We start from the raw sequence: 22,535 nt of genomic DNA on the forward strand, positions 1-22,535 counted from the left end.
TTCTAGACGCAATAACCTAAGAGGATTTAATTCCAATCCAAAATGACTTTTCCTGATAGACCTGAGCCCATGGTGTCGAAGCCTTGCTGAAATTCATCGACTTTAAAACGATGGGTAATGATTGGGCTAATGTCTAAGCCAGACTGCAACATAGCAACCATCTTGTACCAAGTTTCATACATTTCTCGGCCATAAATGCCTTTGATGATAAGGCCTTTAAAGATAACTTGGTTCCAATCGATGAGTGTGCCTTTGCTAGGAATACCTAACATGGCAATTTTTCCACCGTGGTTCATGCATTCCAACATGGAGCGGAAGGCCGTGTCATTGCCAGACATTTCCAAACCCACGTCGAATCCTTCATTCATGCCTATTTCTGTCATGACGTCTTTTAACGACTCACGACTAACGTTGACCGTGCGGGTTGCGCCCATCTTTTTTGCTAGATCTAGGCGGAAGTCGTTCACATCAGTAATCACCACATTACGTGCGCCTACGTGCTTAGCAATGGCTGCAGCCATTGCACCAATTGGCCCAGCGCCTGTGATTAAAACGTCTTCACCGATCAAATCAAACGATAGGGCGGTATGAGTCGCGTTACCAAACGGATCGAATATCGCGGCCATATCGTCACTAATATTGTCGGGGATTTTGAACGCGTTGCTAGCAGGAATCACTAAATACTCGGCAAACGCGCCGGTGCGGTTTACGCCAACACCGAGGGTTTTTCGGCATAGATGACGACGACCCGCACGACAGTTACGGCAATGGCCGCAAGTAATGTGGCCTTCACCAGAAACGCGATCACCAATTTTGAAACCAGAGACTTCTGGGCCGATTTCTGTGATCACTCCAACAAACTCATGACCAACTGTCATCGGCACTGGAATGGTGTTTTGTGCCCAATCGTCCCACTGATAAATATGCATGTCTGTCCCGCATATCGCGGTTTTACTTATTTTGATAACGACATCATTGTGACCACAATCTGGATGTGGAACATCTGTCATCCAAATGCCTTTTTCGGCGTGAAGTTTCGCAAGCGTTTTCATTATTTATTTCCTTCCATCCTTCCTTCAATGACACCCATCTCGCGGCCCACTTTGGTAAAGGCGGCTATGGCGAGATTAAGCTGTTCCGTTGTTAGTGACGCTGACATCTGTGTGCGAATTCTGGCTTTCCCCATTGGTACGACTGGATAGGCAAATCCTGTCACAAATATCCCTTCTTTATATAACGCATTTGCCATCTCTTGTGCGAGTTTTGCGTCACCTAAAATAACAGGAATGATTGGGTGATCACCAGGTACTAGGTTAAAACCTAAAGCATTCATTTGGGTACGGAAGTATTGGCTGTTGGCTTTTAATTGCTTGCGGGCTGAATCGCCATGTTTGAGGGACTCGATAATTTGCAAGCTGGTGGCGGTAATGACTGGTGCCAATGAGTTAGAAAACAAATAAGGTCGAGAGCGCTGACGCAACCAATCGACAATGCTTTTAGAGGCGCTGGTGTAGCCGCCAGACGCGCCACCAAGGGCTTTACCCAATGTGCCAGTGATAATGTCGATGCGACCCAGTACATCACAATATTCGTGACTGCCGCGGCCGTTTTCGCCTAAAAAGCCTACCGCATGGGAATCATCTACCATGACTAAAGCGTCGTACTTGTCAGCAAGGTCGCAGATAGATTTAAGGTCAGCAATGATGCCGTCCATGGAGAAGATACCATCGGTCACAATAAGCTTGGTTTTCGCACCGTCTTCATCTGCTTGTTTTAGATTAGCTTCTAGCTCTCGCATGTCATTGTTGGCGTAGCGATAGCGCTTTGCCTTACACAAACGAATGCCGTCAATGATACTGGCGTGATTGAGTGCGTCGCTGATGACAGCATCTTCTTCGTTTAATAGGGTTTCAAATAAGCCGCCGTTAGCATCAAAGCAAGAAGAATACAAAATAGTGTCTTCCATTTGCAGGAAGTCACTAAGGCTTTTTTCTAGTTGAGTATGAATGCTTTGTGTGCCGCAAATAAAACGTACGGAAGCCATGCCGTAACCGTATTCGTCTAGTGCTTGATGAGCGGCTTTTGTGACTTGGCTATCATTTGCTAGTCCAAGGTAGTTGTTCGCGCAAAGATTGATTAAGGGCGTTTTATCAGCGGTGGTAATTTGGCTGGCTTGTGGCGTGATAAGCGGGCGCTCTACTTTATAGAGACCTTCTTGTTTAAGTGTTTGGAGTTGATTCTCAAGATTTTGGTAAAAAACGGATTTACTCATGACTTTTCCTCTTGTGGAGATAGGTATTCCTTTTGCTGCGAACTCCTTGATGTCACTTGAGTGTAGGAGGGCGGCTTCAATATGAGTAGATGCAGTGACATAGTAAAACGGGCATAACAGTTTTGCTTTTTGATCAGGCTGGTCTTGCTGTCCGTTCGTCCGTAGAATGTGGGTAAATATTAAGCAAAGAGGAAATGACATGTTGTCAAAGGTTCATTACAGCATTTTACTGGGGGCGTTGAGCGCCAGTATTGCGGCTCAAGCTCAGGATTATCTACCCGTTCTGCAATACCATCATGTAAGTGCTAGTTCACCTAAATCGACTTCTGTTACCCCTGAACAGTTTACCGAGCAAATGGATTACCTAAAGAGCGCAGGCTTTCAGGTTGTGGATTTGCGTTCTGCGTTGGATGATTTAAAAGCCAATAAACCATTACCTGAAAAAGCGGTCGCGATTTCGTTTGATGATGCTTACCGCAGTATTTACCAAGCAGGCTTTCCAATCCTTAAAGAAAGAAACTTTCCTTTTACAGTGTTTATTAATACAGAACCTGTTGAACGTAAAAGTCGTAGCTTCTTAACTTGGGAGCAAATGAAAGAAATGGAACAGTCTGGTGGCGTGTTTGCTAATCACACCATTAGTCATCCTTATATGTTGCGTAAAGAAAAGGGTGAGTCTGATGAGGCTTGGTTGTCTCGTATGACAAACGAAGTAGATACGGTTGAAGGTTTACTAGAGAAAAACCTTGGGCATTCACCAAAAATGTTGGCTTATCCTTATGGCGAATCTAATAGCCAAATTCGAACCATGATGAAAGAGCGGGGCATAATGGCATTTGGGCAGCAGTCTGGTGTAGTGAGTGCGGATTCGGACTTCGAAAATTTGCCTCGTTTCCCCGCTTCAGGAGCTTATGCCAAGTTATCTACGTTAAAGACGAAGCTAAATGCTAAGCCAATGCCTTTGTTGTCCGAAAAGACTGGCGGTGACTATGCAACAGATCAGCCTGTTTCTATTAGTTTGACCTTTAAAGAAGGTAAGTACCGTTTGAAAGACTTAACCTGTTACGTTGCAGGCCAAGGCAAAGCTAAGCTGGATTGGGTGTCTGATACAGAAGTGACGGCGACTGCAGAGAAACCATTCAGTGTTGGCCGTGGCCGTATTAACTGCACTATGCCAGACAATTCGGGCAAACATTATTACTGGTATTCTAATGTTTGGATCCGTTCTTCCCCTGATCAGGGCTATGTGAGTGAAAAAAGTTAAACTTTTTTAAAAAAGAGGTTGCACTGAAATTTCAAATCAGTATTATACACCTCGCTCGCAACGGAGGGGTGGCAGAGCGGTTTAATGCACCAGTCTTGAAAACTGGCGTAGGTTAATAGCCTACCGAGAGTTCGAATCTCTCCTCCTCCGCCATCTTCTGAAGATGGTTGTTGTAAGCAAGATAAAATATTAGTTCCTCGATAGCTCAGTTGGTAGAGCAAATGACTGTTAATCATTGGGTCACTGGTTCGAGTCCAGTTCGAGGAGCCATCGGAGTATAGCGCAGTCTGGTAGCGCGCCTGCTTTGGGAGCAGGATGTCGGGGGTTCGAATCCCTCTACTCCGACCATTATATTTTATCATCACCATTAGTAATGGTGGGCGTAGCTCAGTTGGTAGAGCTCCGGATTGTGATTCCGGCGGTCGTGGGTTCAAGCCCCATCGTCCACCCCATTACTTGATAGTTGGGTCGTTAGCTCAGTTGGTAGAGCAGTTGACTTTTAATCAATTGGTCACTGGTTCGAATCCAGTACGACCCACCAACTATCTCAAAATACCTTATTCTGTATGAATCTGATTAATTCCTCGATAGCTCAGTTGGTAGAGCAAATGACTGTTAATCATTGGGTCACTGGTTCGAGTCCAGTTCGAGGAGCCATCGGAGTATAGCGCAGTCTGGTAGCGCGCCTGCTTTGGGAGCAGGATGTCGGGGGTTCGAATCCCTCTACTCCGACCATCAGTTTTAAAGTAAAAAGTTATGAGCGGGTCGTTAGCTCAGTTGGTAGAGCAGTTGACTTTTAATCAATTGGTCACTGGTTCGAATCCAGTACGACCCACCATTCTTCTCATAATTATCCTATCTCTCGTATTTATTTCTTGATATTTCTCTAGATAGCTTCAAAATCGTCTATCGTCTATCGTCTATCGTCTATCGTCTATCGTCTATCGTCTATCGTCTATCGTCTATCGTCTATCGTCTATCGTCTATCGTCTATCGTCTATCGTCTATCGTCTATCGTCTATCGTCTATCGTCTATCGTCTATCGTCTATCGTCTATCGTCATGCGCTGCGGTCTGCTCTAAATGTGTGCTGCGGGCTTTCTGAGAGTGTTTAGTATCACTTGTTGCCTTGGATCGGCTTGGTGGTGGGTGTCATGCTTGCTTTTGTAATGTGGGGTGAGGATTGTGTGGATGGGCTATTAAGTCTATTGTTGCTAAGTGTGTCTTGTGGTGTGATGATTTTTGGTTGTGATGGTGGTTTTTTTTGGGCTGGTTCTTCGGTGTGTCTGGTGAGGTGTGGATTTTTCTTGTGGATAAGTCTGTTATTAAGGTGTTGTTTTGTTGATAAATGTAGATGGGTATTAAAATTACTTGTGGATTGTTTTGTTAATCTAGATGGTAAGATATTGAATCTTAATTAGAAACTGCTAATGGTGGAGGGAGGTGGATTCGAACCACCGAAACTTTCGTGGCAGATTTACAATCTGCTCCCTTTGGCCACTCGGGAACCCCTCCACAGCAGCGCGACGTATAATATACATCGCGCCTTACTATGTAAATAGTTTTTTAAGATTTATTTAATAGTTTTGCTAATTTCGCTTTCATGCGCTCTTCAGGAGATAAGTTGTCATAAATATCTTCTTGTTTAGGTGCGCTTTGAGCTGTTTTAGGCTTTGAATGTGCTTTGTTTTTAGCTTGAGCTTGAGCTTGAGCTTGAGCTTTTGGCTTGTTGCGAGCTGGTTGGGCAGGTCTTTCTTTTGCGAGTCTGCTCGTTGTCGCTGTTTTAGCTTTTGCTGGAATCATAGAGTCAGGTAGGGCAGGCTCGTTGTTGACTGCAATACCTTCTAGGTCGATTCGTGGTTGGCCAGACAATAAGCATTTCTTATATCTGTCTGAGCGTGTGTAAGCTGCTAGGGCGCGTTTTTGCTTGCTGGCATTGAAGTCATCATCCAGCACCATATCTTTGTCTATACCGACCTTTAGAGGTTTAGGTTGATTCCAGTCAAACGCTTTGGGGTAACGGTCTTCAAGCATTTTAATTAGACGGCGATTATTTTTTTGATTCTTTTGACGCTTTTTTTGTTCAGGCGTCAGAGTCGCTGCCTCTGTAGTGCTGTCACTTGCTTCCTGTACGCTAATGTCGGTATCGACTAGTTTGTCGTCTTCTTGCAAGCCGTTAAGCTCAGGTTGTTGTGTGGTCATGTAATCAATCTGTTCTGTTGTCGTGGTTGTGGTGCTGCTATCAGCATGCTCGTGCAATAAATCAAAGCGAAGTTGATATTCGACTTCGCTTATTTTTATTGCTTGCTCCGGGGCTGATGTGTCACTTAAAAGGTCAAGAGAGTCTTCGATATAGAGCTGCAATTGATCTTCAGTTGAACGATCGGCCATGTGTTGCAATAGGTCCATTGAAGCGCTGTACTCAATGGAGGGGTCGTTCTTTTCCTTTAATTTTTGTATTTCCTCGTTCGCGTTTTCTAACTGCTTAGTTAGCCAGTTAATCCTTGCTTCGAGTTTAGCGATAAGTTGTTCCATAAAGACACAAGGCTCAATATTTTATTGGAGACAGCGGAATACTTGGTGTATTGCTTGTGCCAATCATTTCTTTTCGCTGATTCTCGTTTGGTAGGGTAATGGATATATAGCTACCTTTTTGCCACCAAACGTAAGTCGTTATTATTAAAAAACTAGCGATGAAAACAGTTAATAATTTCATCTTACTCAGAAAGTAAGTCCTGCGCCAACCATGACGTGCTTGTCGTAGGTGTCGCCACTGCTGTTTAATATTTTTACGAATATATCTAGTCGTGATACATCTGATATCCCTATGCGAAAGCCAGCTTCTGGATAGTAGACAGTATCGTCAAGAAACGAGATGCCACCACCGATAAACGACCACATTGGAATGCCCGGTAAAATTTGAAGCGCTGGTGTTGAGCTATAATAACGTGACCCTAAAGAGATAGCATTCTCGAAAGTCTCTCCAATAACAAATGATAATCCGCCATAAAAAGAAATGTTCTCTGGCAGAGTATACTCCATTGATGCATCTATAATGGAGGTGACATTTGTTTCTCCTTCGGGAGTTGTTGGTCGCACGGCTGTTGATGAAAAATTTACCAAACTCGCAATCTGACCTTCAGCTGATGCGTTTGCACTCACTAGAACTAAAGCTGCAAGTAGAAGTGATTTCATTGTTTATCGTCCATTTGATTTAAGCGGTTTAGCATTTGGGAAAGAGATGACTCCCAATTTGACTGCTGCTCTTTGGTTTGAGTAAGTGTGCTCTGGATTTCACTTTTCTCTTCGCTAAGCTCGTAGTTTTGCATTTCTAATTCAGAGATGCGTTTGCGTAGTGAGCCAATTTCTTCTACTGCTTCGTTGATGCGTTGTTCTAGGTGGTGTAGTAGTTCGTTATTCATTGTGTCTGTCCTAAAAAAATAAAAATCGCCGTTTGTGTATGGGCGTAGTTGTATGAAATTACCAGGCAATAACAACATCTTGTTGTTGCACGTTTAATATGTGTGAGTCAACAACGAGTTCTCCAACTGAAAAGTTGGGCTGTACCTGTTTTATTGTAACACTGATGTTTGCATTATTCAGCTGAGTTTGAGCAGATTGCAATTGATTAAAAACCTCGTAACGTCGATAAACGTTGAATTTATCTCCCTGTTTTATCCCTGCTAATGATCCTGCTGAAATATGTATTCTGTTGCCTTCTGTGCGAAAAATATTAGCTATAAATGGTTGGCAACGTAGCTTCTCGCTGGTGTCTAAGGCGCTTTCTCTGAGTGCCTGCTGAACAACTTTACCATAATGTACTGTCCAGAACTTTGCACTGCCAAAACCTATTTTTGCGTGATCTGATACATCCCAGTTACCTATTTCATTGTATCTATGTTCGAACAAAAGGGCGCCACTGAAACCATCATAAATATAGATATCGACAACAAAGTTTCTTTCTTTATCAATATTTTCATCTAATAGGTCTTTTGTGTTCTTATCATCTGGATGTCTTAGGTATAGTTCTCCGATATCTCTAATTACGCCGCTAACTATGTATTGTACACCCAACTGTTCACTGATTCTTGTGACGTTTGTTAGGGATCCATCATAGTTTGTGGAAGATGGTGCGTTTATTAGGTCTGGATAAATAGCAATATTTGTTGCGGTTAAGGCTCTTAAGTAGCCTTGTTTATTTATTTCATCGGCTAGATCTTTTGGTAATTCTCTGGATATATTACTGAGCTCTCCCAATCTTGCTTGTTGGGGGACTTGTAGTTCAAACCCTGTTACGCCAACCGTTTTTTTGTAGTAACTAGTGGGCCCAGAGCTACACTGTGAGTCAGGTGTGACGTCTACGCGAGCCACAATGGTGAGGAAGTCACCATTTTGCTCTTCAGAAAGTATTTTGGCTTTTTGAACATAGCCAGAACTGCGTATCTCTAAATTAGACTCTAGTTCACCATTATAGAGTTCATCTTTAATGTTAACTCTGGACCCAGACTCTAAAACGGCCTGTTTTATGGCTTGTTGTGTCGCTCTATAGCGAGCATCAGCAATATCATTATTATAAATAACCGCTTCACCGACAGCTGTGATGCTTTTGGCAAAACTGGCTGTTGGCAATAAAAATGCAGCAGCTATGATCAGTAAACGCTTTAAAAGTAACATTTGTTATTCAATGCTATAAAAGTTGGTTGTTGGTGTTGCGTTTTCCACATTAACAGCACGGTAGCCAGGTTGAATCTTACAATTTGGATCTGTTTGAATGTTTGAGGAACTTAAACATTGACGAAAGTTTTCTTGCAGCGCCATTTCAACAACCGTTTCGAATATTCCGTCTTCATGTTCGCGTTGGGAAACGACTTTTGCACCAACTAGGTATGCATCGACATAGGTTCTTAACTCATCGTTTTGCATGACCATGTTGCTCAATGAGCTGGAGCCGTCAATTTTCAAGCCATAAACTCGTTCTGATAGATTTCTATAGGCATCTAGCATAGAACTGCGCATTGTCATAATTCGGGCTTGGGATTTTGTCAGACGTTTGTTTGTCATCATTGCCGCATAACCTGTGGCAGTAACTATGATAGGTTCTTGTTTAATAACTGCAATAGTGTTGTTCGCATTTAAGGCACCATTTTGTGGATAGCCATAAGATGAACTGTTTCCGACAGTATTGCCGTTACAAGGCGCGACAGTAGTACAAGGTGTTCCATCTGCACTTTGCTGGTAAAGGCTTTGGCACCCGGAAAGAATTATCGCCCCTATGGCTATAAAAAAAATACGAAGTGATAATGTCATGGTGGTGCCCTTTGTGTGGAAGTCTTTACCTTAATATCCTGTGTTGAAATGACACACTTTATACGATGTGATTTCAACTGAGCGATTTTGCGCTACAGGTTTTATTGTGAATAGTTTGTTCAAAAATCCTTTTATTTTTCAACATGCCTAATCTAGTGGACAAAATGTAAACCATTTTGCTCTCTAGCGTCCATGTTTGACCACTTAAAAAAGCGCTTTTTCTTTGTTTTTGATAGTAAATCTGTTCTATCAGTGCATTTTTTTGAGTTTTCTCGATTATTTTACGTTCAGAGAGAGTTATCTAGAAGAAAATTTACATTTTTTATTGGGGTGGTGAAGGTGTTTTTTAGATAGTGTAAACTGTGTTTTTATACAGTATTTTTTGGGTGTTATATTGCAGAATCGAAAGATTATTCATATAGATGCTGATTGTTTTTATGCTGCGATAGAGATGCGGGACGATCCTAATTTGCGCGATATTCCAATGGCTATTGGGGGGCCCGCAAGTGGACGGAGTGTATTGTCGACGGCTAACTATGCCGCTCGAGTTTATGGTGTTCGTTCTGCTATGCCGACATCTGTGGCGAAACGGCTATGTCCTGCCTTGCTTGTTATACCTGGAAATATGAATAAATACCGACTTGCTTCTGAGCAAATGCACGCTATTTTTCGAGAATTCACCGATATCATTGAGCCCTTATCATTGGATGAAGCGTATCTTGATGTTACTAACTCATCAAGTTTTCAAGGAAGTGCTACACGGATTGCGGAAGAGATACGTTCAAGAATACTGAAAGAAGTTGGTATTACGGTTTCTGCAGGAGTAGCGACTAATAAATTCATCGCAAAAGTAGCAAGCGATTGGGATAAACCAGATGGATTAACGGTTGTTACGCCAGAAAAGCAGTTTGAGTTTGTTTCTAATGTTCCCGTTAAATTTATTTCAGGAATAGGCCGTGTTGCGCAAGAAAAGCTTGCTTCACTAGGCGTATTTAAGTGCTCAGATTTACAAGCATTAGATTTTTCTGTTCTGCAAAAAAGTTTTGGCAGTATGTCATTTCGTTTGTCCCAATTTGCCCTAGGTATTGATGATCGTCCAGTGACTGTTTCTCGGGAAAGAAAGAGTATTTCGGTGGAGCATACCTTTTCTAAAGATTTGCTTGATCTCAAAGAGTGTCAGTCAGTCCTACCTATCTTGCTGACCGATCTAAAAAAGCGTATGTCGGGAAGAGATTTCGAATCTCAACTAAGTAAATATTATCTAAAAGTAAAATTTGACGACTTTAAGCAAACAACGATAGAGCAACCAATTAAAGCCAAATTGTCTGATGATGTGTTTTCGCAACTGTTGCAGCAGGCTTATTCCCGGTCTCGTCGTCCAGTTCGTTTAATTGGTGTGGGCTATCGTTTGTCTCCACCAGAGCCTCATCAATTGAACCTCCCTTTCATTTGAGTGTGTAAATTTTGATCAATTTCGTGGCGGCTTACTATACTTAAGGGCGAACAATACGGAGGTGATCATTATGTTGAAACAGCAAAGTAAGTTTGATTATACAAATCTAAGCATGCCAGACCCCTTGTCACACCGGTTGCGATTCGAAGTGGAGCAAACATTAAGCTGTTTGTATGCGGATGCTTCTTTGGTTGATCAAATGGATGGATTGTATTTGCCTTTTTCTAGCTGGTTGAGTCAAAAGGCTCATGTAGGGAAAGGGCCTTTAGTTGTAGGTGTTGGTGGTGCGCAAGGGTGTGGGAAAACGACGTTTTGTAGTGTTATTAGTCGAATATTAAGTAAGGGCTTTGACCTGAATTGTATCGTGATCAGTTTGGATGATTTGTACAGCACTCGGCAAGATCGCATGAAATTTGCCAAACAAACAACATCAATGTTTTCTGTGCGAGGTGTACCTGGAACTCATGATGTTAGTTTTGCGCTCTCGCTTTTTGAGCGATTGAAGAATCTTAAAGAAGGTGAAGTGATGAAGTTTCCTCGCTTCGATAAGTCTATTGATGATCGAAAAGCGGTACATTTATGGCAAGAGGTTCAGGGACCTGTTGATGTTGTTCTATTTGAAGGTTGGTGTGTTGGTGCACCACCAATGGGTGGGGACATGGATCAACCGTTGAACCAGCTTGAAGCAGAAATGGATGCTGATGGATTGTGGCGTAATAAAGTGAATCAACTCTTAAAAGACGACTATAAAGCGTTATTTTCGCAAATTGATTTAATGGCTTGGATGCAGGCACCAAACTACGATGTTATTTATCATTGGCGTGATAAGCAAGAGCGGGTACTGGAAAGTCATCTTCATGATATTCACGGTATTTTGCTGGATACTATTGATTTAAAAGTGATGTCCTCGAAAGAGCTGCAGCAATTTATGCAGTATTACGAAAGACTGACTCGACACATGTTAGCGGTGATGCCAGGTAAAGCTGATGTGTTATTTCAGTTGAATGAAAAACAAGAGGTTATGGAGATGCGCTTTCCAGTTGAGCACTAAACTTTTAACTTTAAAAACTATTTTAAAAGAGACTGCAGTAGGAGCAAGGTGTCGAGTGAGAAACGTCAATATGATAGGCTATGGCTAATTGCGATAGCCTATTTTTTTGGAGTGTTAAAGAATGACTGAATTATTGCCCTCTGTATTAGTGGAAACGAACGAGCAGCCCGATGCTGCTATTATTTGGTTGCATGGTTTAGGTTCAGACGGCCATGATTTTGAGTCTTTGGTTCCTGCTTTATCTTTGTTACCAACGTTAAAAGTGCGCTTTGTTTTTCCTCATGCCCCACGTCGTCCTGTTACTGTCAATGGTGGTATGGAGATGCGTGCTTGGTATGACATCTACGAGATGACTCTAGAGCGAAAAGTAGACATGGAAAATATCGATGAATCCTGTCTACAAGTCGAGCAGTTGATACAAGATCAAATTAATAAAGGCATCGCCCCAAATCGAATTATCTTGGCTGGTTTTTCTCAAGGTGGCGTTATTGCTTATCAAACAGCATTGCACACTAAGCATGTGTTAGCTGGCGTGCTCGCGTTATCAACCTATTTGGTTAATGGCGATAAAGTGCCAGAAGCAGATGCTTGTCCTAATGGTCAAACTCCAATTCTTATTCATCACGGCTTGCAAGATCCAGTGGTTGCGCCAGTGTTGGCTACTCAAGCAAGGGATATTTTAGTTTCTAAAGGCTATTCTGTTGCTTATCAATCTTATGATATGCCTCATTCTGTTTGTCCTGAGCAAGTACTAGATATCTCTCGTTGGTTAAATGCTCGATTAGCATAGTTGGTTAAGTATATTTATCTCTTCTTTTAAGGGGCTTTTGTGTCTGAAAACTATGAGGAATGGCTGGATTTTGCGAAAGCTCTAGCAATGAAGGCTGGCGAAATGATCGTAACGGCGCGAGAAAATTCAACCTTTGTACGTGATTATAAAATGAATCATGAACTGGTTACTTCGACTGATATTGCGGTCGACCAGTACATTTGTAGTCGCATTGTTGAAAGCTATCCTTCTCACTGTATTTTGTCTGAAGAGTCTTCACCGCATATGGATCTTGGTAGTATTGGTGATGACGTACCTGTTTGGGTGATTGATCCTATTGATGGTACGGTGAATTTTGCACATGGTCATCATCATGTTGCTGTTTCTATTGGTCTTTATATCGGCGATCAGCGAATTTTGGGCGTGGTAAATGCGCCGTTTTTAGGGGAGTGTTTTTGGGCGCTGAAAGGGGCGGGAGCCTTCTGTAATGGTAAGCTTTTAGCGGTTTCTAGCGCTCAAGAGTTAAGGAATGCCTTGGTCGCCACGGGGTTCCCTTATCAAAAAACGGCACTAACGCCTATTATTGAAAGAGTTTCGCGTATTTTGCATCACTGCCAAGATGTTCGTCGTAATGGTTCTGCTGCTTTGGATTTGTGCTGGGTGGCTGCTGGTCGTCTAGATGCGTATTTTGAAAGTGTGAAACCTTGGGATATGGCAGCCGGCACTTTAATAGCGGAAGAGGCTGGCGCCAAGGTGGGGTACTATTTATCTAGCACATCAACTTGGCCTGATGTAGTTAATGGGGAAGGGCTTTTGGTATCGACACCTCAATTATATGCTGACTTTTTAGCTCTTGTTGATGTCGATTTATAACGTGTTTATTTCTGTTTGATTGGATTTTTTATGTCTTTTACTGCATTTATGATTGTTTTGCTCTGTTGTGTTGGTGTTATTGCCGTTTCTCTTTGGTTTATTCGTCATCAACTAAAGTTGAATCAAACCCGAGAAGAAAAGATTCGTGCTGGAGAAAATCGTTTTCTTGAAGAGCGTCAAAAAAGAATTGATAGTATTCGAGTTCTTTTGAAAACAGTGGGGACAGAAGAGCTAAATTGGATAGAAGCCAGTATTCGAATAAAACATTTGTTGGATCAGTTGAGCGAGGATTTGTCTAAGCACGAAGATATTTCGGCTTTTTATATTATTACTGAGAAAACCCAGCATATTCCAACTCACGATCAGTGGGGGGATTTACCTAAGCCTGCAAAAATGAAGTTTCGACTCGAAATGGACAGTTACGAAGTGGAGCATGCTGAGCATTTACAGCGCGCTAGATCCTCTTTAATGGCTTATGACTTTAAATAATGTTGGTTCAGCTGCTAGTTTCTATCAGTTTTTTGTTTCTACTGTTAGTTTTTTTGGTGTTGTTTTTTATTCGTCATCAATCAAAAGTACCTTATTATAGGTTGACCCAAGATCAATGTATAACCTTGCTTAAAAAAGCAATTCAAGGTGTTTTGCCTGAATATGAGTGGCATGCTTTCATCGGTATGACTGTTAGAGATGATGATGTGCTTGATGAGTTAAGAGAGCAGTGTTTATTGATTGATGAACTAGGAGTGAAGGGAACGCAATTAATTAATGGGCGGATTTGTATTAATTTTAATAAAAAAGGTATTTCTCAGCTGGAATTATTATTGGATGAGTGGCAGCATAAATCAAAATATTTGGTCTGATTTTATTTTAAAACGGAAGAGCATAGGGTTTAAGTATGAATGAAATAGAGGCGTTGTTTGATCAAGGTTCTGAGTTGATGCCTTGGTTGGCAGATAGTGTTATCAATTTAGTAATTGGTCTTGTTGTTTTCTTTGTAGGTAAGTTCATTGCTTCCAAAGTTTCGCATTGGTGTGAGAAACGAATGCTTAAGGCTTCCGTTGATCAGGCTGTTGCAGGTTTTGCGTCAAGTATCTTGTATGCTTTGATGTTTGCTGGTGTTGCCTTGATGGCATTGGGGCAAATAGGGGTAGAGACGACATCCTTTATTGCTATTCTTGGTGCTGCTGGTTTAGCTGTTGGTCTTGCCTTGCAAGGTTCTTTGTCTAACTTTGCGTCAGGTGTATTGATTATAATATTGCGTCCATTCCGTTCAGGTGACTTTATTGATGCTGGCGGTCAAATGGGTACAGTTAATCGTATAGAGTTATTTCATACGTATCTTAAGACGCCAGATAATCGTGTCATCATCGTGCCAAACTCTTCTGTGATGAACGGCTCTATTGTAAACTTTTCTCGTGAATCAACTCGCCGCTTAGACCTTGTTATTGGTATTAGTTACGATGCAGATATCCGTTTGGCAAAACAAATCATGGAAGAAATTGTTAATGCTGATGAACGCATTTTAAAAGATCCTAAATGCTTAATTGCGGTTTCTGAATTGGCTGATAGTTCAGTGAATTTCTTCCTGCGTCCTTGGGTTGCTTCTGGCGATTATTGGACAGTGCGAGCGGATCTTTTAGAAAAAATCAAATACACTTTTGATGAGCGTGGCGTTGGTATTCCATACCCTCAAATGGATGTGCATGTGCATAAGCAAGAATCGTAAGCTTACATAACTTTAACTTCTTTTCGCTGTAATATATGAAATGCCGCCAACTAATAGCTGGCGGCATTTTTGTTTTTACTATCTTTCGTTTTTTAATAATTAAAAAGGCTGCTAAAAATGAGTCGATACCGTCCGCCCTCGCCACCCAAGTCTGCATATATTACTCAAGAGGGAGCTCATGCTTTATTGGCTGAGCTTAAGTATTTGTGGAAAGAGAAGCGTCCTGCTGTAACCGAAACGGTTCGAGAAGCTGCGGCCCAAGGCGATCGCTCGGAGAATGCGGAATACATATATGGGAAAAGGCAGCTTCGAGAAATAGATCGTCGAGTGCGTTATCTGGAAAAACGTTTGGATGTTTGTACTGTTGTTGATCGTTTTCCTAGTGACCAAGAGCGAGTGTTTTTTGGGGCTTGGGTGACGCTAGAAGATGAAGTAGGAAATGTCAAAGAGTACCGCATCGTTGGTCCAGATGAGCTAGATCATAACCCGAATTATATTAGTATTGATTCTCCTGTCGCTCGGGCTTTGCTCAAGAAGCAAGAAGGTGATGAGGTGGTAATTCGCCTTGCTGGCGGAGAGAAAACCTACATTATTGACGCTGTTGAATACCGTCAAGTAGTTACATGACTATCCATTACGGCATGGCGCAATGGCAGCATCCAGCTTGGGTTAATTGGCTTTATCCTACTTCGCTTCCTACTGCAGAGCGAATTGGCCGATATTCGCAAGTGTTCTCAACGGTTGAAGTTGGCAGTACTTTTTACACCAAAGTGGACGATGCTCAGTTATTACGTTGGTATGAGTCTGTTGCTGGTGACTTCAGGTTTAGTTTTAAGGCGCCACAAACAGTCACTCACCGATTGATAGAGCGTCCTTGGCGTGACGTTCAGCAAGATTGGTTTGCCTTCATGCTTTCGTTGCAACCGTTACAGGCTAAGCTTGGTCCAACCATGTTGCAGTTCCCTGCGATATGCGACGAGCGTGCTCTAGAAACGATTCTAGCTTTATGTGATATGTGGACGCTATCAACACCTTTGTCTGTTGAAGTACGTAATCTTGCCTATTTTGATAAGTCTCAAACCGAGCGACGTTTTTTAACTGGATTGTCTGAGCGTAATGTGAATCGTGTGGTGATGGACTCTAGACCAGTTTTTTCTACGGAAGCGTATTGCGAAAGCTTGGTTGATGCTCAGAAGAAAAAGCCGAGAGTGCCTTGTCATCCCGTAGCGACAGCGAATCATCCAGTCGTACGTTTTATTGGTCATCCGGATTTACCGCGTAATGAGTTTTGGCTAGACCAGTGGGCGGCTAAATTATCACAGTGGCTATCTGAAGGGCTCACGCCAAGTGTATTTGTGCATTCTTCAGATAATATCGCAGCGCCAACTCTGGCTGCGCAATTGGATGAAAAAGTTCGCTCGCTAACGCCCAATTACCAGAGTGCTTTGGTTCTTCCGCAAAGTCAGGAGCAAGTTAGCCTTTGGTAAGTTTAATAAATGTATTGTTCGTCTAAATGAAATGGTTGGAAGGTGTTATGTATTCATTAGTGTTTTACGTGCCTGAATCTCATTTAGAGTCTGTTAAACAGGCTGTGTTTTCGGCTGGCGCAGGCTCAATGGGAAACTATGACTCTTGTTGTTGGCAAGTGAAAGGGCAAGGGCAGTTCAAGCCGGTAAAAGGAGCGACGCCTTTTCTTGGTAAGGTCGATGAATTAGAGTTTGTTGATGAATATCGGGTGGAAATGGTGCTGAGAGAGGAAGTTAAGGCGAGTGTTTTAGCGGCTTTATTGTTGGCGCACCCCTATGAAGAGGTGGCCTATCATTTTATTCAGATACAGTATTGAAGTGGATGGTGTCTTCGTGAAAACCATACTGACCTTTTTTATGGTCTTCGATGAAAAACTCAATAGTCTTAGTTACGCTGCTAAAAGCCAGTTCATCCCAAGGGATTTCATCAAAATCAAATAGGGCAACTTCTGAGCTTTCTTCGGTGGCATGAAAGTCATCTTTCTCTAATTCTGCGATATAAAAAAGATGCACTTGATTGATGCGAGGGATGCTGATCATGCTAAAAGCTTGTTTGCATATCGCTGTTGATCCGCTTTCCTCTAATGTCTCTCTTAATGCGCCTTCACTTGTGGTTTCTTGGTTTTCCATGAAACCGGCAGGCAAAGTCCAGAAGCCTAAGCGTGGCTCAATATTTCTTCGGCATAATAAGATCTTACCGTCATAAAGCGGAATGGTGCCGGTAATCAATCTAGGGTTATCATAATCAATAAACTCGCAACTTGGGCAAACCGCACGTAGCCTATTATCCCCGGCAGGGATGGTCATATTAACGGCGTGACCGCATTGCGGGCAATATCTCATGATGTTTCCTTAACGTTTCAGCTGAAGCTTGGCGTATTTGACGACTTTATCTTCGATTTCTTGGATTTCGATCATGTAATGTCCAACCCATAAGCTAATTGGGTGCTCAGGGATGAATTCCAGTGTTTCGATAATAAGGCCGTTAAGTGTCTTTGGTCCGTCTGTTGGTAGATGCCAATCAAGCGTTTTATTTATCTCTCGAATGTGTGTCGAACCTTCGATTCTAAAAGAGCCGTCATCAAGAGTTTGAATTTCTTCTTCTTCGTCTTGGGTTGGTGGAGTGAACTCACCCACGATTTCTTCAAGTACGTCTTCTAAAGCGGCAATACCTTGGACATCACCATATTCATCTACCACGATACCCATTTGCTGATGATCTTTTTGGAAGTTCAGCAGTACTGTGTTTAGAGATGTGCTTTCAGGGATGAAGTAAGGTTCAACGGTTGCTTTCAAAAGGGCAGCCTTTGATGGTGTCGGATCGCGAAGAAATACCGCAGCATGACGTGCGTGAAGTATACCGATGACTTTGTTGATCTCACCATTATAGACAGGCATACGCGTGTGTCTGCTTTGGCAGATTTGTTCGATAATCTCTTCGATCGAGTCTTCAATGTCGATGCCAATGACTTCATTGCGAGGAATCATGATGTCTTCGACAGAGACTTTTTCTAAATCCAGAATTGAAATAAGCATTTCTTGGTGAGCAGCAGGGATCAATCCACTCGCTTCATTTACCACGGTTCTTAGCTCTTCCGAGTCAAGCGTGTCGTGGCTTTTTTGTGAGGCATGCACACCGATTAAACGCAAAAGGCCATTAGATAAGCCATTTACCAACCAAACTAGCGGATAAAGAACCTTTAACAAAATTGCAAGGATCCAAGAAGCTGGAAAAGCAATTTTCTCAGGATGTATCGCGGCCAATGTTTTTGGTGTGACTTCTGCGAAAATCAGTACAACCATAGTGAGCGCAGCTGTAGCGATAGCGACACCAGCATCGCCCCATAAGCGCACGGCAATGATCGTTGCTATAGCAGAAGCAAGGATATTAACAAAGTTGTTTCCGATTAAGATAACGCCGATAAGTCTATCAGGACGTTCTAAAAGAGAGTTTACTTTTATTGCAGATCGATTCTTGTTCTTAACAAGGTGTTTGAGTCGATATTTATTTATCGACAACATTCCTGTTTCGGAACTCGAAAAGAAAGCAGAAAGTAAAATAAGACAAAAAAGTATTCCACTAAGAACACCTAAGGGTACTTCGTTCAAAAAGGGATCGCCTCAATTATGTAGATAACTGGATTATTGGTTCTTAAGATCAGACTGTCAAACATACTTTACGTCATTAATAGCTAATGACGTAATATTTGTAGTGCTATTTGGCTGCCAAAGTAGCCGAGCATTAGCAAGAAAAAACCACTCAACGTCAGTTTTACCGCCAGTTGTCCACGCCAGCCTGCTATATGTCTGCCAAGTAGTAATCCTGCAAACACAAACCAAGAAGCAATTGTGAAAAATGTTTTGTGAACTAGGTGTTGGGCAAACATGTCTTCAATAAAATAAAAGCCAGTTGCTATTGTGATGGTTAACAAAATGAAAGCCGCCCAGATAAACTCAAACATCAAGCGTTCTAGGACTTGTAATGGCGGTACTCTAAGTAGTTGCTTTAACTTGTGATTTTTAAGTTGGTACTCTTGCATAGCAAGCAGAATACCAACGCCACAAGCAGCAGTGAATAAACTGTAAGCAGCAGAGGCAATAAGAATATGAGCACTAGTGCCCCAAGAGTTGCTGTGCAGTTGGGTTAAGTTCCACGGCTCGATCGCGTTTAATGCAATAATAATCGCGCCAAGTGGGAATGCGGTGCCGAGCAATAGCGACAAATCTTTGTCGCGGTTACTGAACCAAAGTAGGCTGTTGCCAATTAAAGCAATAAGTAGCCCAATTGTTAAAAAGTTAAAGCCATCTCTATTCAGTAATACTTGTGTGAGAGAAAATGTGTGTATGGCAATCGTAATTGCCCCAATGTACTGGGTTGAGCGATTTTCTGGACGCAGGTAATACGCTGTGCCAGCAATCAAACAAGCGATACAAGCAAGCCAAAGCGATAATTGAGTCATGAAACTAAAGGTTCCGCAGGGTAAAGGTATAGGGTGATAATCATTTATCCGTTATAATAGAGACAATTTCACCTTGGATAAACTGAAACCGTAGGTTTTTTCCATTTAGAGCCAAAATTTGAGGGCAATATGTTCGACAATTTATCGAATCGCTTAACTTCCTCGCTTGATCGTATTCGAGGTCGAGCTAAATTAACTGAAGACAACATACAAGAAGTGTTGCGTGAAGTGCGTATGGCGCTTCTTGAAGCCGACGTTGCTTTGCCAGTTGTTAAAGATTTCATTGCTGCTGTTAAAGAGCGTGCGATAGGGACCGAAGTTTCGAAAAGTTTGAGTCCTGGCCAAGTCTTCCTGAAAATTGTTAAGCAGGAACTTGAAAATGTTATGGGGCAGGCTAACGATGGCCTTAATCTTCGTGCAGCCCGCCCAGCAGTAATCTTATTGGCTGGTTTGCAAGGTGCTGGTAAAACCACATCTGCGGCTAAACTAGCAAAATACTTAAAAGAGCGTGAGAAAAAATCGGTGTCGGTTGTTAGTGCTGACGTATATCGTCCAGCGGCTATTAAACAGCTTGAAACATTGGCGGGTGAAGTGGGAGTAGATTTCATCCCAAGTGACTTGTCACAAAAGCCGATTGATATTGTTAATAACGCTATCGATTACGCTAAAAAAGCCCATAAAGATGTGTTGATTGTCGATACGGCAGGTCGTTTGTCGATTGATGAAGACATGATGGCAGAGATTAAAGCTCTGCATGCCGCTGTCAATCCTATTGAAACTTTATTCGTTGTGGATGCCATGACGGGCCAAGATGCGGCGAATACGGCAAAAGCCTTTGGTGATGTGTTGCCGCTCACCGGTGTTATCTTAACCAAGACTGATGGTGATGCCCGTGGTGGTGCTGCTTTATCTGTTCGACACATTACAGGTAAGCCGATTAAGTTCTTAGGTGTTGGCGAGAAAACCGATGCATTAGAACCTTTTCATCCTGATCGTTTAGCGTCTCGTATTCTTGGTATGGGCGATATGCTTTCCTTAATAGAGGAAGCAGAGCAAAAGATCGACAAAGAAAAAGCTGAGAAACTTGCAGGTAAGCTGAAAAAAGGCAAAGGCTTTGATTTAGAAGATTTCAAAGAGCAGCTTCAGCAAATGAAAAACATGGGCGGTATGAGTTCCATGTTGGATAAGCTTCCTGGAATGGGGCAGCTAGGTAATATCCAAGATAAAGTGAATGATAAAATGTTCGTTCAAATGGAAGCCTTGATAAATTCCATGACACCAGCTGAACGTCATAATCCAGATGTTATTAATGGTTCTCGTAAAAAACGTATCTCAACGGGAGCGGGTTTACAAATTCAAGATTTGAATCGTCTTTTAAAGCAGCATAAACAAATGCAGAAGATGATGAAGAAGATGACCGCCAAAGGTGGAATGAAGAAAATGATGCGTGGTTTGGGGGGGATGATGCCGGGCGGTGGTATGCCTGGCGGCGGAAATTTCCCTAAATTTTAAGCATATCTTCTTGTTTTTACTAACGGCAGTTAAAAAACTGCCGTTTTTAATGTCTGGGTGAGTAATTCACCCTTTTGTTTTTCTAGTTAATCGACTAGAATATGCCGCCTTCTTGTTGTATGAGTCAAAAATTCGACTCGGCAAGGGGTGTTTCGTTAAGCAATAAGGAACCAATCATATGGTAACTATTCGTCTTTCTCGTGGTGGCTCTAAAAAGCGCCCATTCTATCATTTGAACGTGGCTGATAGCCGTCGTGCACGTGATGGTCGTTATATCGAGCGTTTGGGTTTCTTTAACCCTGTTGCTCGTGGTCAAGAAGAACGTCTACGCATCGATCTAGATCGCGTAAATCATTGGGTTAGCCAAGGCGCTCAACTTTCTGACCGTGCTGCGCAGCTTGTAAAAGATGCTAGCAAAAACGCTTAATACTGAGGTAATGCTATGTCTGAATTAAAACAAGCGGCCGCTCCTGAGCAAGCCCTTGTGGTTGGACGCATTACATCGGTATATGGTGTTAAAGGGTGGGTGAAGTTATATTCGCACACCGATCCAATGCAAGGGATCTTTGATTACAAGCATTGGTGGTTGAAAACTCCTAGTGGGTGGAAGATCGTTGAATTAAGCCAAGGCCGTCTGCAAGGGCGAGGTTTGGTAGCATCGGTAAAAGGTTATACCGACAGAGATCAAGTAAAAGATATCTGTGGTATGGACGTTTATATAGATGCAGCAGAACTACCAGATTTGGAAGAAGGTGATTATTACTGGAGCCAACTGGAAGGACTGAGGGTTATTACCAAAGAGGGTGTCCTCTTAGGGAAGGTTTCTCAACTTATGGAAACTGGTGCGAATGATGTAGTTGTTGTCCGCGCGTGTGAAGGTAGCTTTGATCGTGAAGAGCGATTGATTCCTTATGCTCCAGGAACTTATGTTTTAAATATAGATTTAGAACAGCAGGAAATGGTAGTTGACTGGGATCCAGAATTTTAAACAGATAAGCTGAGGTCACAACGTGAAGGTTAGCGTTATATCGCTCTTTCCGGAGATGTTTCAGGCCATTACCCAATATGGAGTAACAGGCAGAGCCATTAAGTCTGGGTTGGTTGAGGTGGATTTTTTTAATCCCCGCGATTTTACTCATGACAAGCATAAGACTGTAGATGATCGACCTTATGGTGGTGGTCCAGGGATGCTGATGAAAGTTCAGCCTCTCAAAGATGCTATTGCGAGTGCTAAGTTATTGGTACCCAATGCAAAAGTTATTTATCTATCCCCTCAAGGGCGTACGCTAACGCAAGAAGGCGTGCAACAGCTTGCTAAACAAGCAGAATTTATTCTGGTAGCAGGTCGTTATGAAGGAGTTGATGAGCGTTTGATTCAATCTGAGATTGATGAAGAATGGTCAATTGGCGACTTTGTCCTAAGCGGTGGTGAGTTGCCGGCAATGGTGCTCATGGATGCTGTATTTCGTATGGTTCCAGGAGTGTTAGGAAAGCAAGCATCTGCGGATGAAGATTCATTCTCGGATGGGTTGTTGGACTGTCCGCATTATACTCGCCCAGAAGTACTAAATGGTGAACCTGTGCCATCGGTGCTGCTTAGTGGCAACCACGAGGAGATTAGACGCTGGCGTTTAAAGCAAAAGCTCGCAAGAACTTTTCAGCGCCGGCCAGACCTTCTGCAGAACCTTGAGTTGGACAAGGAACAGCAGTTGCTGTTAGAAGAGTTTATTCGCGAAACTGAAGATTCAACCTCGGCAGAGTAGGAATTGCGAGCTTATCAGAAAGAAGAGCCTTCATGCTGATAAGAAACCATATCATTAGGA

At 42.4% G+C, this 22,535-nt stretch carries 25 protein-coding genes and 9 tRNA genes; 23 read left to right on the plus strand and 11 right to left on the minus strand.

Annotated elements, in window-relative coordinates:
* Positions 1 to 26: 26 nt before the first annotated feature.
* Entirely contained in the window at positions 27 to 1,052 is a 1,026-nt protein-coding gene (gene tdh / locus CCS02_RS11955) for an L-threonine 3-dehydrogenase (protein WP_100186387.1), read from the minus strand.
* Entirely contained in the window at positions 1,052 to 2,272 is a 1,221-nt protein-coding gene (locus tag CCS02_RS11960) for a glycine C-acetyltransferase (RefSeq protein WP_100636679.1), read from the minus strand. Before CCS02_RS11960 ends, tdh begins: the two co-directional genes overlap by 1 nt.
* A 199-nt stretch (positions 2,273 to 2,471) precedes the next feature.
* Here CCS02_RS11960 and CCS02_RS11965 point away from each other — a divergent pair, with 199 nt between their 5' ends.
* From CCS02_RS11965 to CCS02_RS12005, 9 genes are all read left to right on the plus strand, one after another.
* Positions 2,472 to 3,536, plus strand: a complete 1,065-nt coding sequence (locus tag CCS02_RS11965) for a polysaccharide deacetylase family protein (RefSeq protein ID WP_072840058.1) — start codon at positions 2,472 to 2,474, stop codon at positions 3,534 to 3,536.
* Positions 3,537 to 3,598: 62 nt separating this feature from the next.
* Positions 3,599 to 3,689, plus strand: a tRNA-Ser gene (locus tag CCS02_RS11970).
* A 41-nt stretch (positions 3,690 to 3,730) separates the two neighbouring features.
* Positions 3,731 to 3,806, plus strand: a tRNA-Asn gene (locus CCS02_RS11975).
* Between the two features lies 1 nt (position 3,807).
* A tRNA-Pro gene (locus CCS02_RS11980) sits at positions 3,808 to 3,884 on the plus strand.
* Positions 3,885 to 3,912: 28 nt separating this feature from the next.
* Positions 3,913 to 3,988 (plus strand) — tRNA-His (locus CCS02_RS11985).
* 13 nt (positions 3,989 to 4,001) lie between these two features.
* Positions 4,002 to 4,077: transfer RNA gene (locus CCS02_RS11990), tRNA-Lys, on the plus strand.
* 40 nt (positions 4,078 to 4,117) lie between these two features.
* A tRNA-Asn gene (locus CCS02_RS11995) sits at positions 4,118 to 4,193 on the plus strand.
* Between the two features lies 1 nt (position 4,194).
* Positions 4,195 to 4,271 (plus strand) — tRNA-Pro (locus CCS02_RS12000).
* A gap of 27 nt (positions 4,272 to 4,298) precedes the next feature.
* A tRNA-Lys gene (locus CCS02_RS12005) sits at positions 4,299 to 4,374 on the plus strand.
* 592 nt (positions 4,375 to 4,966) lie between these two features.
* On the opposite strand, the gene CCS02_RS12010 is transcribed toward CCS02_RS12005, so the two are convergent.
* The 6 genes from CCS02_RS12010 to CCS02_RS12035 all read right to left on the minus strand — a co-directional run bounded on the left by CCS02_RS12010 (position 4,967) and on the right by CCS02_RS12035 (position 8,842).
* A tRNA-Tyr gene (locus CCS02_RS12010) sits at positions 4,967 to 5,050 on the minus strand.
* Positions 5,051 to 5,101: 51 nt separating this feature from the next.
* A complete protein-coding gene (locus tag CCS02_RS12015) occupies positions 5,102 to 6,070 on the minus strand; it encodes a ProQ/FINO family protein (protein WP_100636680.1) in 969 nt (322 codons plus the stop codon).
* Between the two features lie 186 nt (positions 6,071 to 6,256).
* A complete protein-coding gene (locus tag CCS02_RS12020) occupies positions 6,257 to 6,730 on the minus strand; it encodes a hypothetical protein (protein WP_072841501.1) in 474 nt (157 codons plus the stop codon).
* A complete protein-coding gene (locus CCS02_RS12025; RefSeq protein WP_072841503.1) occupies positions 6,727 to 6,957 on the minus strand; it encodes a cell division protein ZapB in 231 nt (76 codons plus the stop codon). Before CCS02_RS12025 ends, CCS02_RS12020 begins: the two co-directional genes overlap by 4 nt.
* A gap of 58 nt (positions 6,958 to 7,015) precedes the next feature.
* Positions 7,016 to 8,209 (minus strand): flagellar assembly protein T N-terminal domain-containing protein, encoded by a 1,194-nt coding sequence (locus CCS02_RS12030; RefSeq protein ID WP_072841505.1) that lies wholly within the window; start codon positions 8,207 to 8,209, stop codon positions 7,016 to 7,018.
* Positions 8,210 to 8,212: 3 nt separating this feature from the next.
* On the minus strand, positions 8,213 to 8,842 hold the full coding sequence (locus tag CCS02_RS12035) for an LPP20 family lipoprotein (protein ID WP_072841507.1): 630 nt from the start codon (positions 8,840 to 8,842) through the stop codon (positions 8,213 to 8,215).
* Positions 8,843 to 9,236: 394 nt separating this feature from the next.
* On the opposite strand from CCS02_RS12035, the gene dinB reads away from it, so the two are divergent.
* The 10 genes from dinB (at position 9,237) to CCS02_RS12085 (ending at position 16,557) form a co-directional block, all read left to right on the plus strand.
* Positions 9,237 to 10,295 (plus strand): DNA polymerase IV, encoded by a 1,059-nt coding sequence (gene dinB, locus CCS02_RS12040; protein WP_072841509.1) that lies wholly within the window; start codon positions 9,237 to 9,239, stop codon positions 10,293 to 10,295.
* Positions 10,296 to 10,365: 70 nt separating this feature from the next.
* Positions 10,366 to 11,346 (plus strand): hypothetical protein, encoded by a 981-nt coding sequence (locus CCS02_RS12045; RefSeq protein ID WP_072841511.1) that lies wholly within the window; start codon positions 10,366 to 10,368, stop codon positions 11,344 to 11,346.
* A gap of 121 nt (positions 11,347 to 11,467) precedes the next feature.
* On the plus strand, positions 11,468 to 12,136 hold the full coding sequence (locus tag CCS02_RS12050) for an alpha/beta hydrolase (RefSeq protein ID WP_100636681.1): 669 nt from the start codon (positions 11,468 to 11,470) through the stop codon (positions 12,134 to 12,136).
* A 39-nt stretch (positions 12,137 to 12,175) separates the two neighbouring features.
* Complete coding sequence (locus tag CCS02_RS12055; protein WP_100636682.1) at positions 12,176 to 12,988, plus strand: inositol monophosphatase family protein; 813 nt, start codon at positions 12,176 to 12,178, stop codon at positions 12,986 to 12,988.
* Between the two features lie 30 nt (positions 12,989 to 13,018).
* Positions 13,019 to 13,477 (plus strand): DUF2489 domain-containing protein, encoded by a 459-nt coding sequence (locus CCS02_RS12060; RefSeq protein WP_100636683.1) that lies wholly within the window; start codon positions 13,019 to 13,021, stop codon positions 13,475 to 13,477.
* The gene (locus tag CCS02_RS12065; RefSeq protein ID WP_072841519.1) at positions 13,477 to 13,848 is read left to right on the plus strand and encodes a hypothetical protein; all 372 of its coding nucleotides are present in this window, start codon (positions 13,477 to 13,479) and stop codon (positions 13,846 to 13,848) included. The genes CCS02_RS12060 and CCS02_RS12065 overlap by 1 nt, the downstream gene beginning before the upstream one ends.
* A 35-nt stretch (positions 13,849 to 13,883) precedes the next feature.
* Positions 13,884 to 14,714 (plus strand): mechanosensitive ion channel family protein, encoded by an 831-nt coding sequence (locus tag CCS02_RS12070; protein WP_072841521.1) that lies wholly within the window; start codon positions 13,884 to 13,886, stop codon positions 14,712 to 14,714.
* 117 nt (positions 14,715 to 14,831) lie between these two features.
* Positions 14,832 to 15,341, plus strand: a complete 510-nt coding sequence (greB, locus tag CCS02_RS12075; protein WP_100636684.1) for a transcription elongation factor GreB — start codon at positions 14,832 to 14,834, stop codon at positions 15,339 to 15,341.
* Positions 15,338 to 16,201: a DUF72 domain-containing protein gene (locus CCS02_RS12080; protein ID WP_100636685.1), complete on the plus strand. Its 864-nt coding sequence runs from the start codon at positions 15,338 to 15,340 to the stop codon at positions 16,199 to 16,201. Before greB ends, CCS02_RS12080 begins: the two co-directional genes overlap by 4 nt.
* Before the next feature lie 47 nt (positions 16,202 to 16,248).
* Positions 16,249 to 16,557 (plus strand): NGG1p interacting factor NIF3, encoded by a 309-nt coding sequence (locus tag CCS02_RS12085; RefSeq protein WP_100636686.1) that lies wholly within the window; start codon positions 16,249 to 16,251, stop codon positions 16,555 to 16,557.
* Here the strand turns inward: CCS02_RS12085 and CCS02_RS12090 are convergent.
* The 3 genes from CCS02_RS12090 to CCS02_RS12100 form a co-directional block, all read right to left on the minus strand.
* Positions 16,538 to 17,083 carry an NUDIX hydrolase gene (locus CCS02_RS12090; protein WP_100636687.1) on the minus strand — a complete coding sequence of 182 codons (546 nt, stop codon included), beginning with the start codon at positions 17,081 to 17,083 and terminating at the stop codon, positions 16,538 to 16,540. The two genes, CCS02_RS12085 and CCS02_RS12090, sit on opposite strands and share 20 nt — an antisense overlap.
* A 9-nt stretch (positions 17,084 to 17,092) precedes the next feature.
* The gene (locus CCS02_RS12095; protein WP_072841529.1) at positions 17,093 to 18,349 is read right to left on the minus strand and encodes an HlyC/CorC family transporter; all 1,257 of its coding nucleotides are present in this window, start codon (positions 18,347 to 18,349) and stop codon (positions 17,093 to 17,095) included.
* A gap of 83 nt (positions 18,350 to 18,432) precedes the next feature.
* On the minus strand, positions 18,433 to 19,200 hold the full coding sequence (locus CCS02_RS12100; protein WP_072841531.1) for a cytochrome C assembly family protein: 768 nt from the start codon (positions 19,198 to 19,200) through the stop codon (positions 18,433 to 18,435).
* A 129-nt stretch (positions 19,201 to 19,329) separates the two neighbouring features.
* Here CCS02_RS12100 and ffh point away from each other — a divergent pair, with 129 nt between their 5' ends.
* The 4 genes from ffh to trmD all read left to right on the plus strand — a co-directional run bounded on the left by ffh (position 19,330) and on the right by trmD (position 22,475).
* The gene (ffh, locus tag CCS02_RS12105) at positions 19,330 to 20,712 is read left to right on the plus strand and encodes a signal recognition particle protein (protein ID WP_072841532.1); all 1,383 of its coding nucleotides are present in this window, start codon (positions 19,330 to 19,332) and stop codon (positions 20,710 to 20,712) included.
* 178 nt (positions 20,713 to 20,890) lie between these two features.
* Positions 20,891 to 21,139 carry a 30S ribosomal protein S16 gene (rpsP, locus tag CCS02_RS12110; RefSeq protein ID WP_012071436.1) on the plus strand — a complete coding sequence of 83 codons (249 nt, stop codon included), beginning with the start codon at positions 20,891 to 20,893 and terminating at the stop codon, positions 21,137 to 21,139.
* A 15-nt stretch (positions 21,140 to 21,154) separates the two neighbouring features.
* Positions 21,155 to 21,700, plus strand: coding sequence for a ribosome maturation factor RimM (rimM, locus tag CCS02_RS12115; RefSeq protein ID WP_072841534.1), 546 nt, complete (start codon positions 21,155 to 21,157; stop codon positions 21,698 to 21,700).
* A gap of 22 nt (positions 21,701 to 21,722) precedes the next feature.
* Positions 21,723 to 22,475 (plus strand): tRNA (guanosine(37)-N1)-methyltransferase TrmD, encoded by a 753-nt coding sequence (trmD, locus tag CCS02_RS12120; RefSeq protein WP_100187645.1) that lies wholly within the window; start codon positions 21,723 to 21,725, stop codon positions 22,473 to 22,475.
* The last annotated feature ends 60 nt before the right edge of the window (positions 22,476 to 22,535 follow it).

This window comes from Marinomonas sp. ef1, assembly GCF_002806845.1.
Taxonomy (GTDB): domain Bacteria; phylum Pseudomonadota; class Gammaproteobacteria; order Pseudomonadales; family Marinomonadaceae; genus Marinomonas; species Marinomonas polaris.

What these genes read in the sequence shown, in the direction of transcription:
- tdh (WP_100186387.1), bottom strand. Translation starts at nt 1,052, where the DNA reads ATGAAAACGCTTGCGAAACTTCACGCCGAAAAAGGCATTTGGATGACA.
- CCS02_RS11960 (WP_100636679.1), bottom strand. Translation starts at nt 2,272, where the DNA reads ATGAGTAAATCCGTTTTTTACCAAAATCTTGAGAATCAACTCCAAACA.
- CCS02_RS11965 (WP_072840058.1), top strand. Translation starts at nt 2,472, where the DNA reads ATGTTGTCAAAGGTTCATTACAGCATTTTACTGGGGGCGTTGAGCGCC.
- CCS02_RS12015 (WP_100636680.1), bottom strand. Translation starts at nt 6,070, where the DNA reads ATGGAACAACTTATCGCTAAACTCGAAGCAAGGATTAACTGGCTAACT.
- CCS02_RS12020 (WP_072841501.1), bottom strand. Translation starts at nt 6,730, where the DNA reads ATGAAATCACTTCTACTTGCAGCTTTAGTTCTAGTGAGTGCAAACGCA.
- CCS02_RS12025 (WP_072841503.1), bottom strand. Translation starts at nt 6,957, where the DNA reads ATGAATAACGAACTACTACACCACCTAGAACAACGCATCAACGAAGCA.
- CCS02_RS12030 (WP_072841505.1), bottom strand. Translation starts at nt 8,209, where the DNA reads ATGTTACTTTTAAAGCGTTTACTGATCATAGCTGCTGCATTTTTATTG.
- CCS02_RS12035 (WP_072841507.1), bottom strand. Translation starts at nt 8,842, where the DNA reads ATGACATTATCACTTCGTATTTTTTTTATAGCCATAGGGGCGATAATT.
- CCS02_RS12045 (WP_072841511.1), top strand. Translation starts at nt 10,366, where the DNA reads ATGTTGAAACAGCAAAGTAAGTTTGATTATACAAATCTAAGCATGCCA.
- CCS02_RS12050 (WP_100636681.1), top strand. Translation starts at nt 11,468, where the DNA reads ATGACTGAATTATTGCCCTCTGTATTAGTGGAAACGAACGAGCAGCCC.
- CCS02_RS12060 (WP_100636683.1), top strand. Translation starts at nt 13,019, where the DNA reads ATGTCTTTTACTGCATTTATGATTGTTTTGCTCTGTTGTGTTGGTGTT.
- CCS02_RS12065 (WP_072841519.1), top strand. Translation starts at nt 13,477, where the DNA reads ATGTTGGTTCAGCTGCTAGTTTCTATCAGTTTTTTGTTTCTACTGTTA.
- CCS02_RS12070 (WP_072841521.1), top strand. Translation starts at nt 13,884, where the DNA reads ATGAATGAAATAGAGGCGTTGTTTGATCAAGGTTCTGAGTTGATGCCT.
- greB (WP_100636684.1), top strand. Translation starts at nt 14,832, where the DNA reads ATGAGTCGATACCGTCCGCCCTCGCCACCCAAGTCTGCATATATTACT.
- CCS02_RS12080 (WP_100636685.1), top strand. Translation starts at nt 15,338, where the DNA reads ATGACTATCCATTACGGCATGGCGCAATGGCAGCATCCAGCTTGGGTT.
- CCS02_RS12085 (WP_100636686.1), top strand. Translation starts at nt 16,249, where the DNA reads ATGTATTCATTAGTGTTTTACGTGCCTGAATCTCATTTAGAGTCTGTT.
- CCS02_RS12090 (WP_100636687.1), bottom strand. Translation starts at nt 17,083, where the DNA reads ATGAGATATTGCCCGCAATGCGGTCACGCCGTTAATATGACCATCCCT.
- CCS02_RS12100 (WP_072841531.1), bottom strand. Translation starts at nt 19,200, where the DNA reads ATGACTCAATTATCGCTTTGGCTTGCTTGTATCGCTTGTTTGATTGCT.
- ffh (WP_072841532.1), top strand. Translation starts at nt 19,330, where the DNA reads ATGTTCGACAATTTATCGAATCGCTTAACTTCCTCGCTTGATCGTATT.
- rpsP (WP_012071436.1), top strand. Translation starts at nt 20,891, where the DNA reads ATGGTAACTATTCGTCTTTCTCGTGGTGGCTCTAAAAAGCGCCCATTC.
- rimM (WP_072841534.1), top strand. Translation starts at nt 21,155, where the DNA reads ATGTCTGAATTAAAACAAGCGGCCGCTCCTGAGCAAGCCCTTGTGGTT.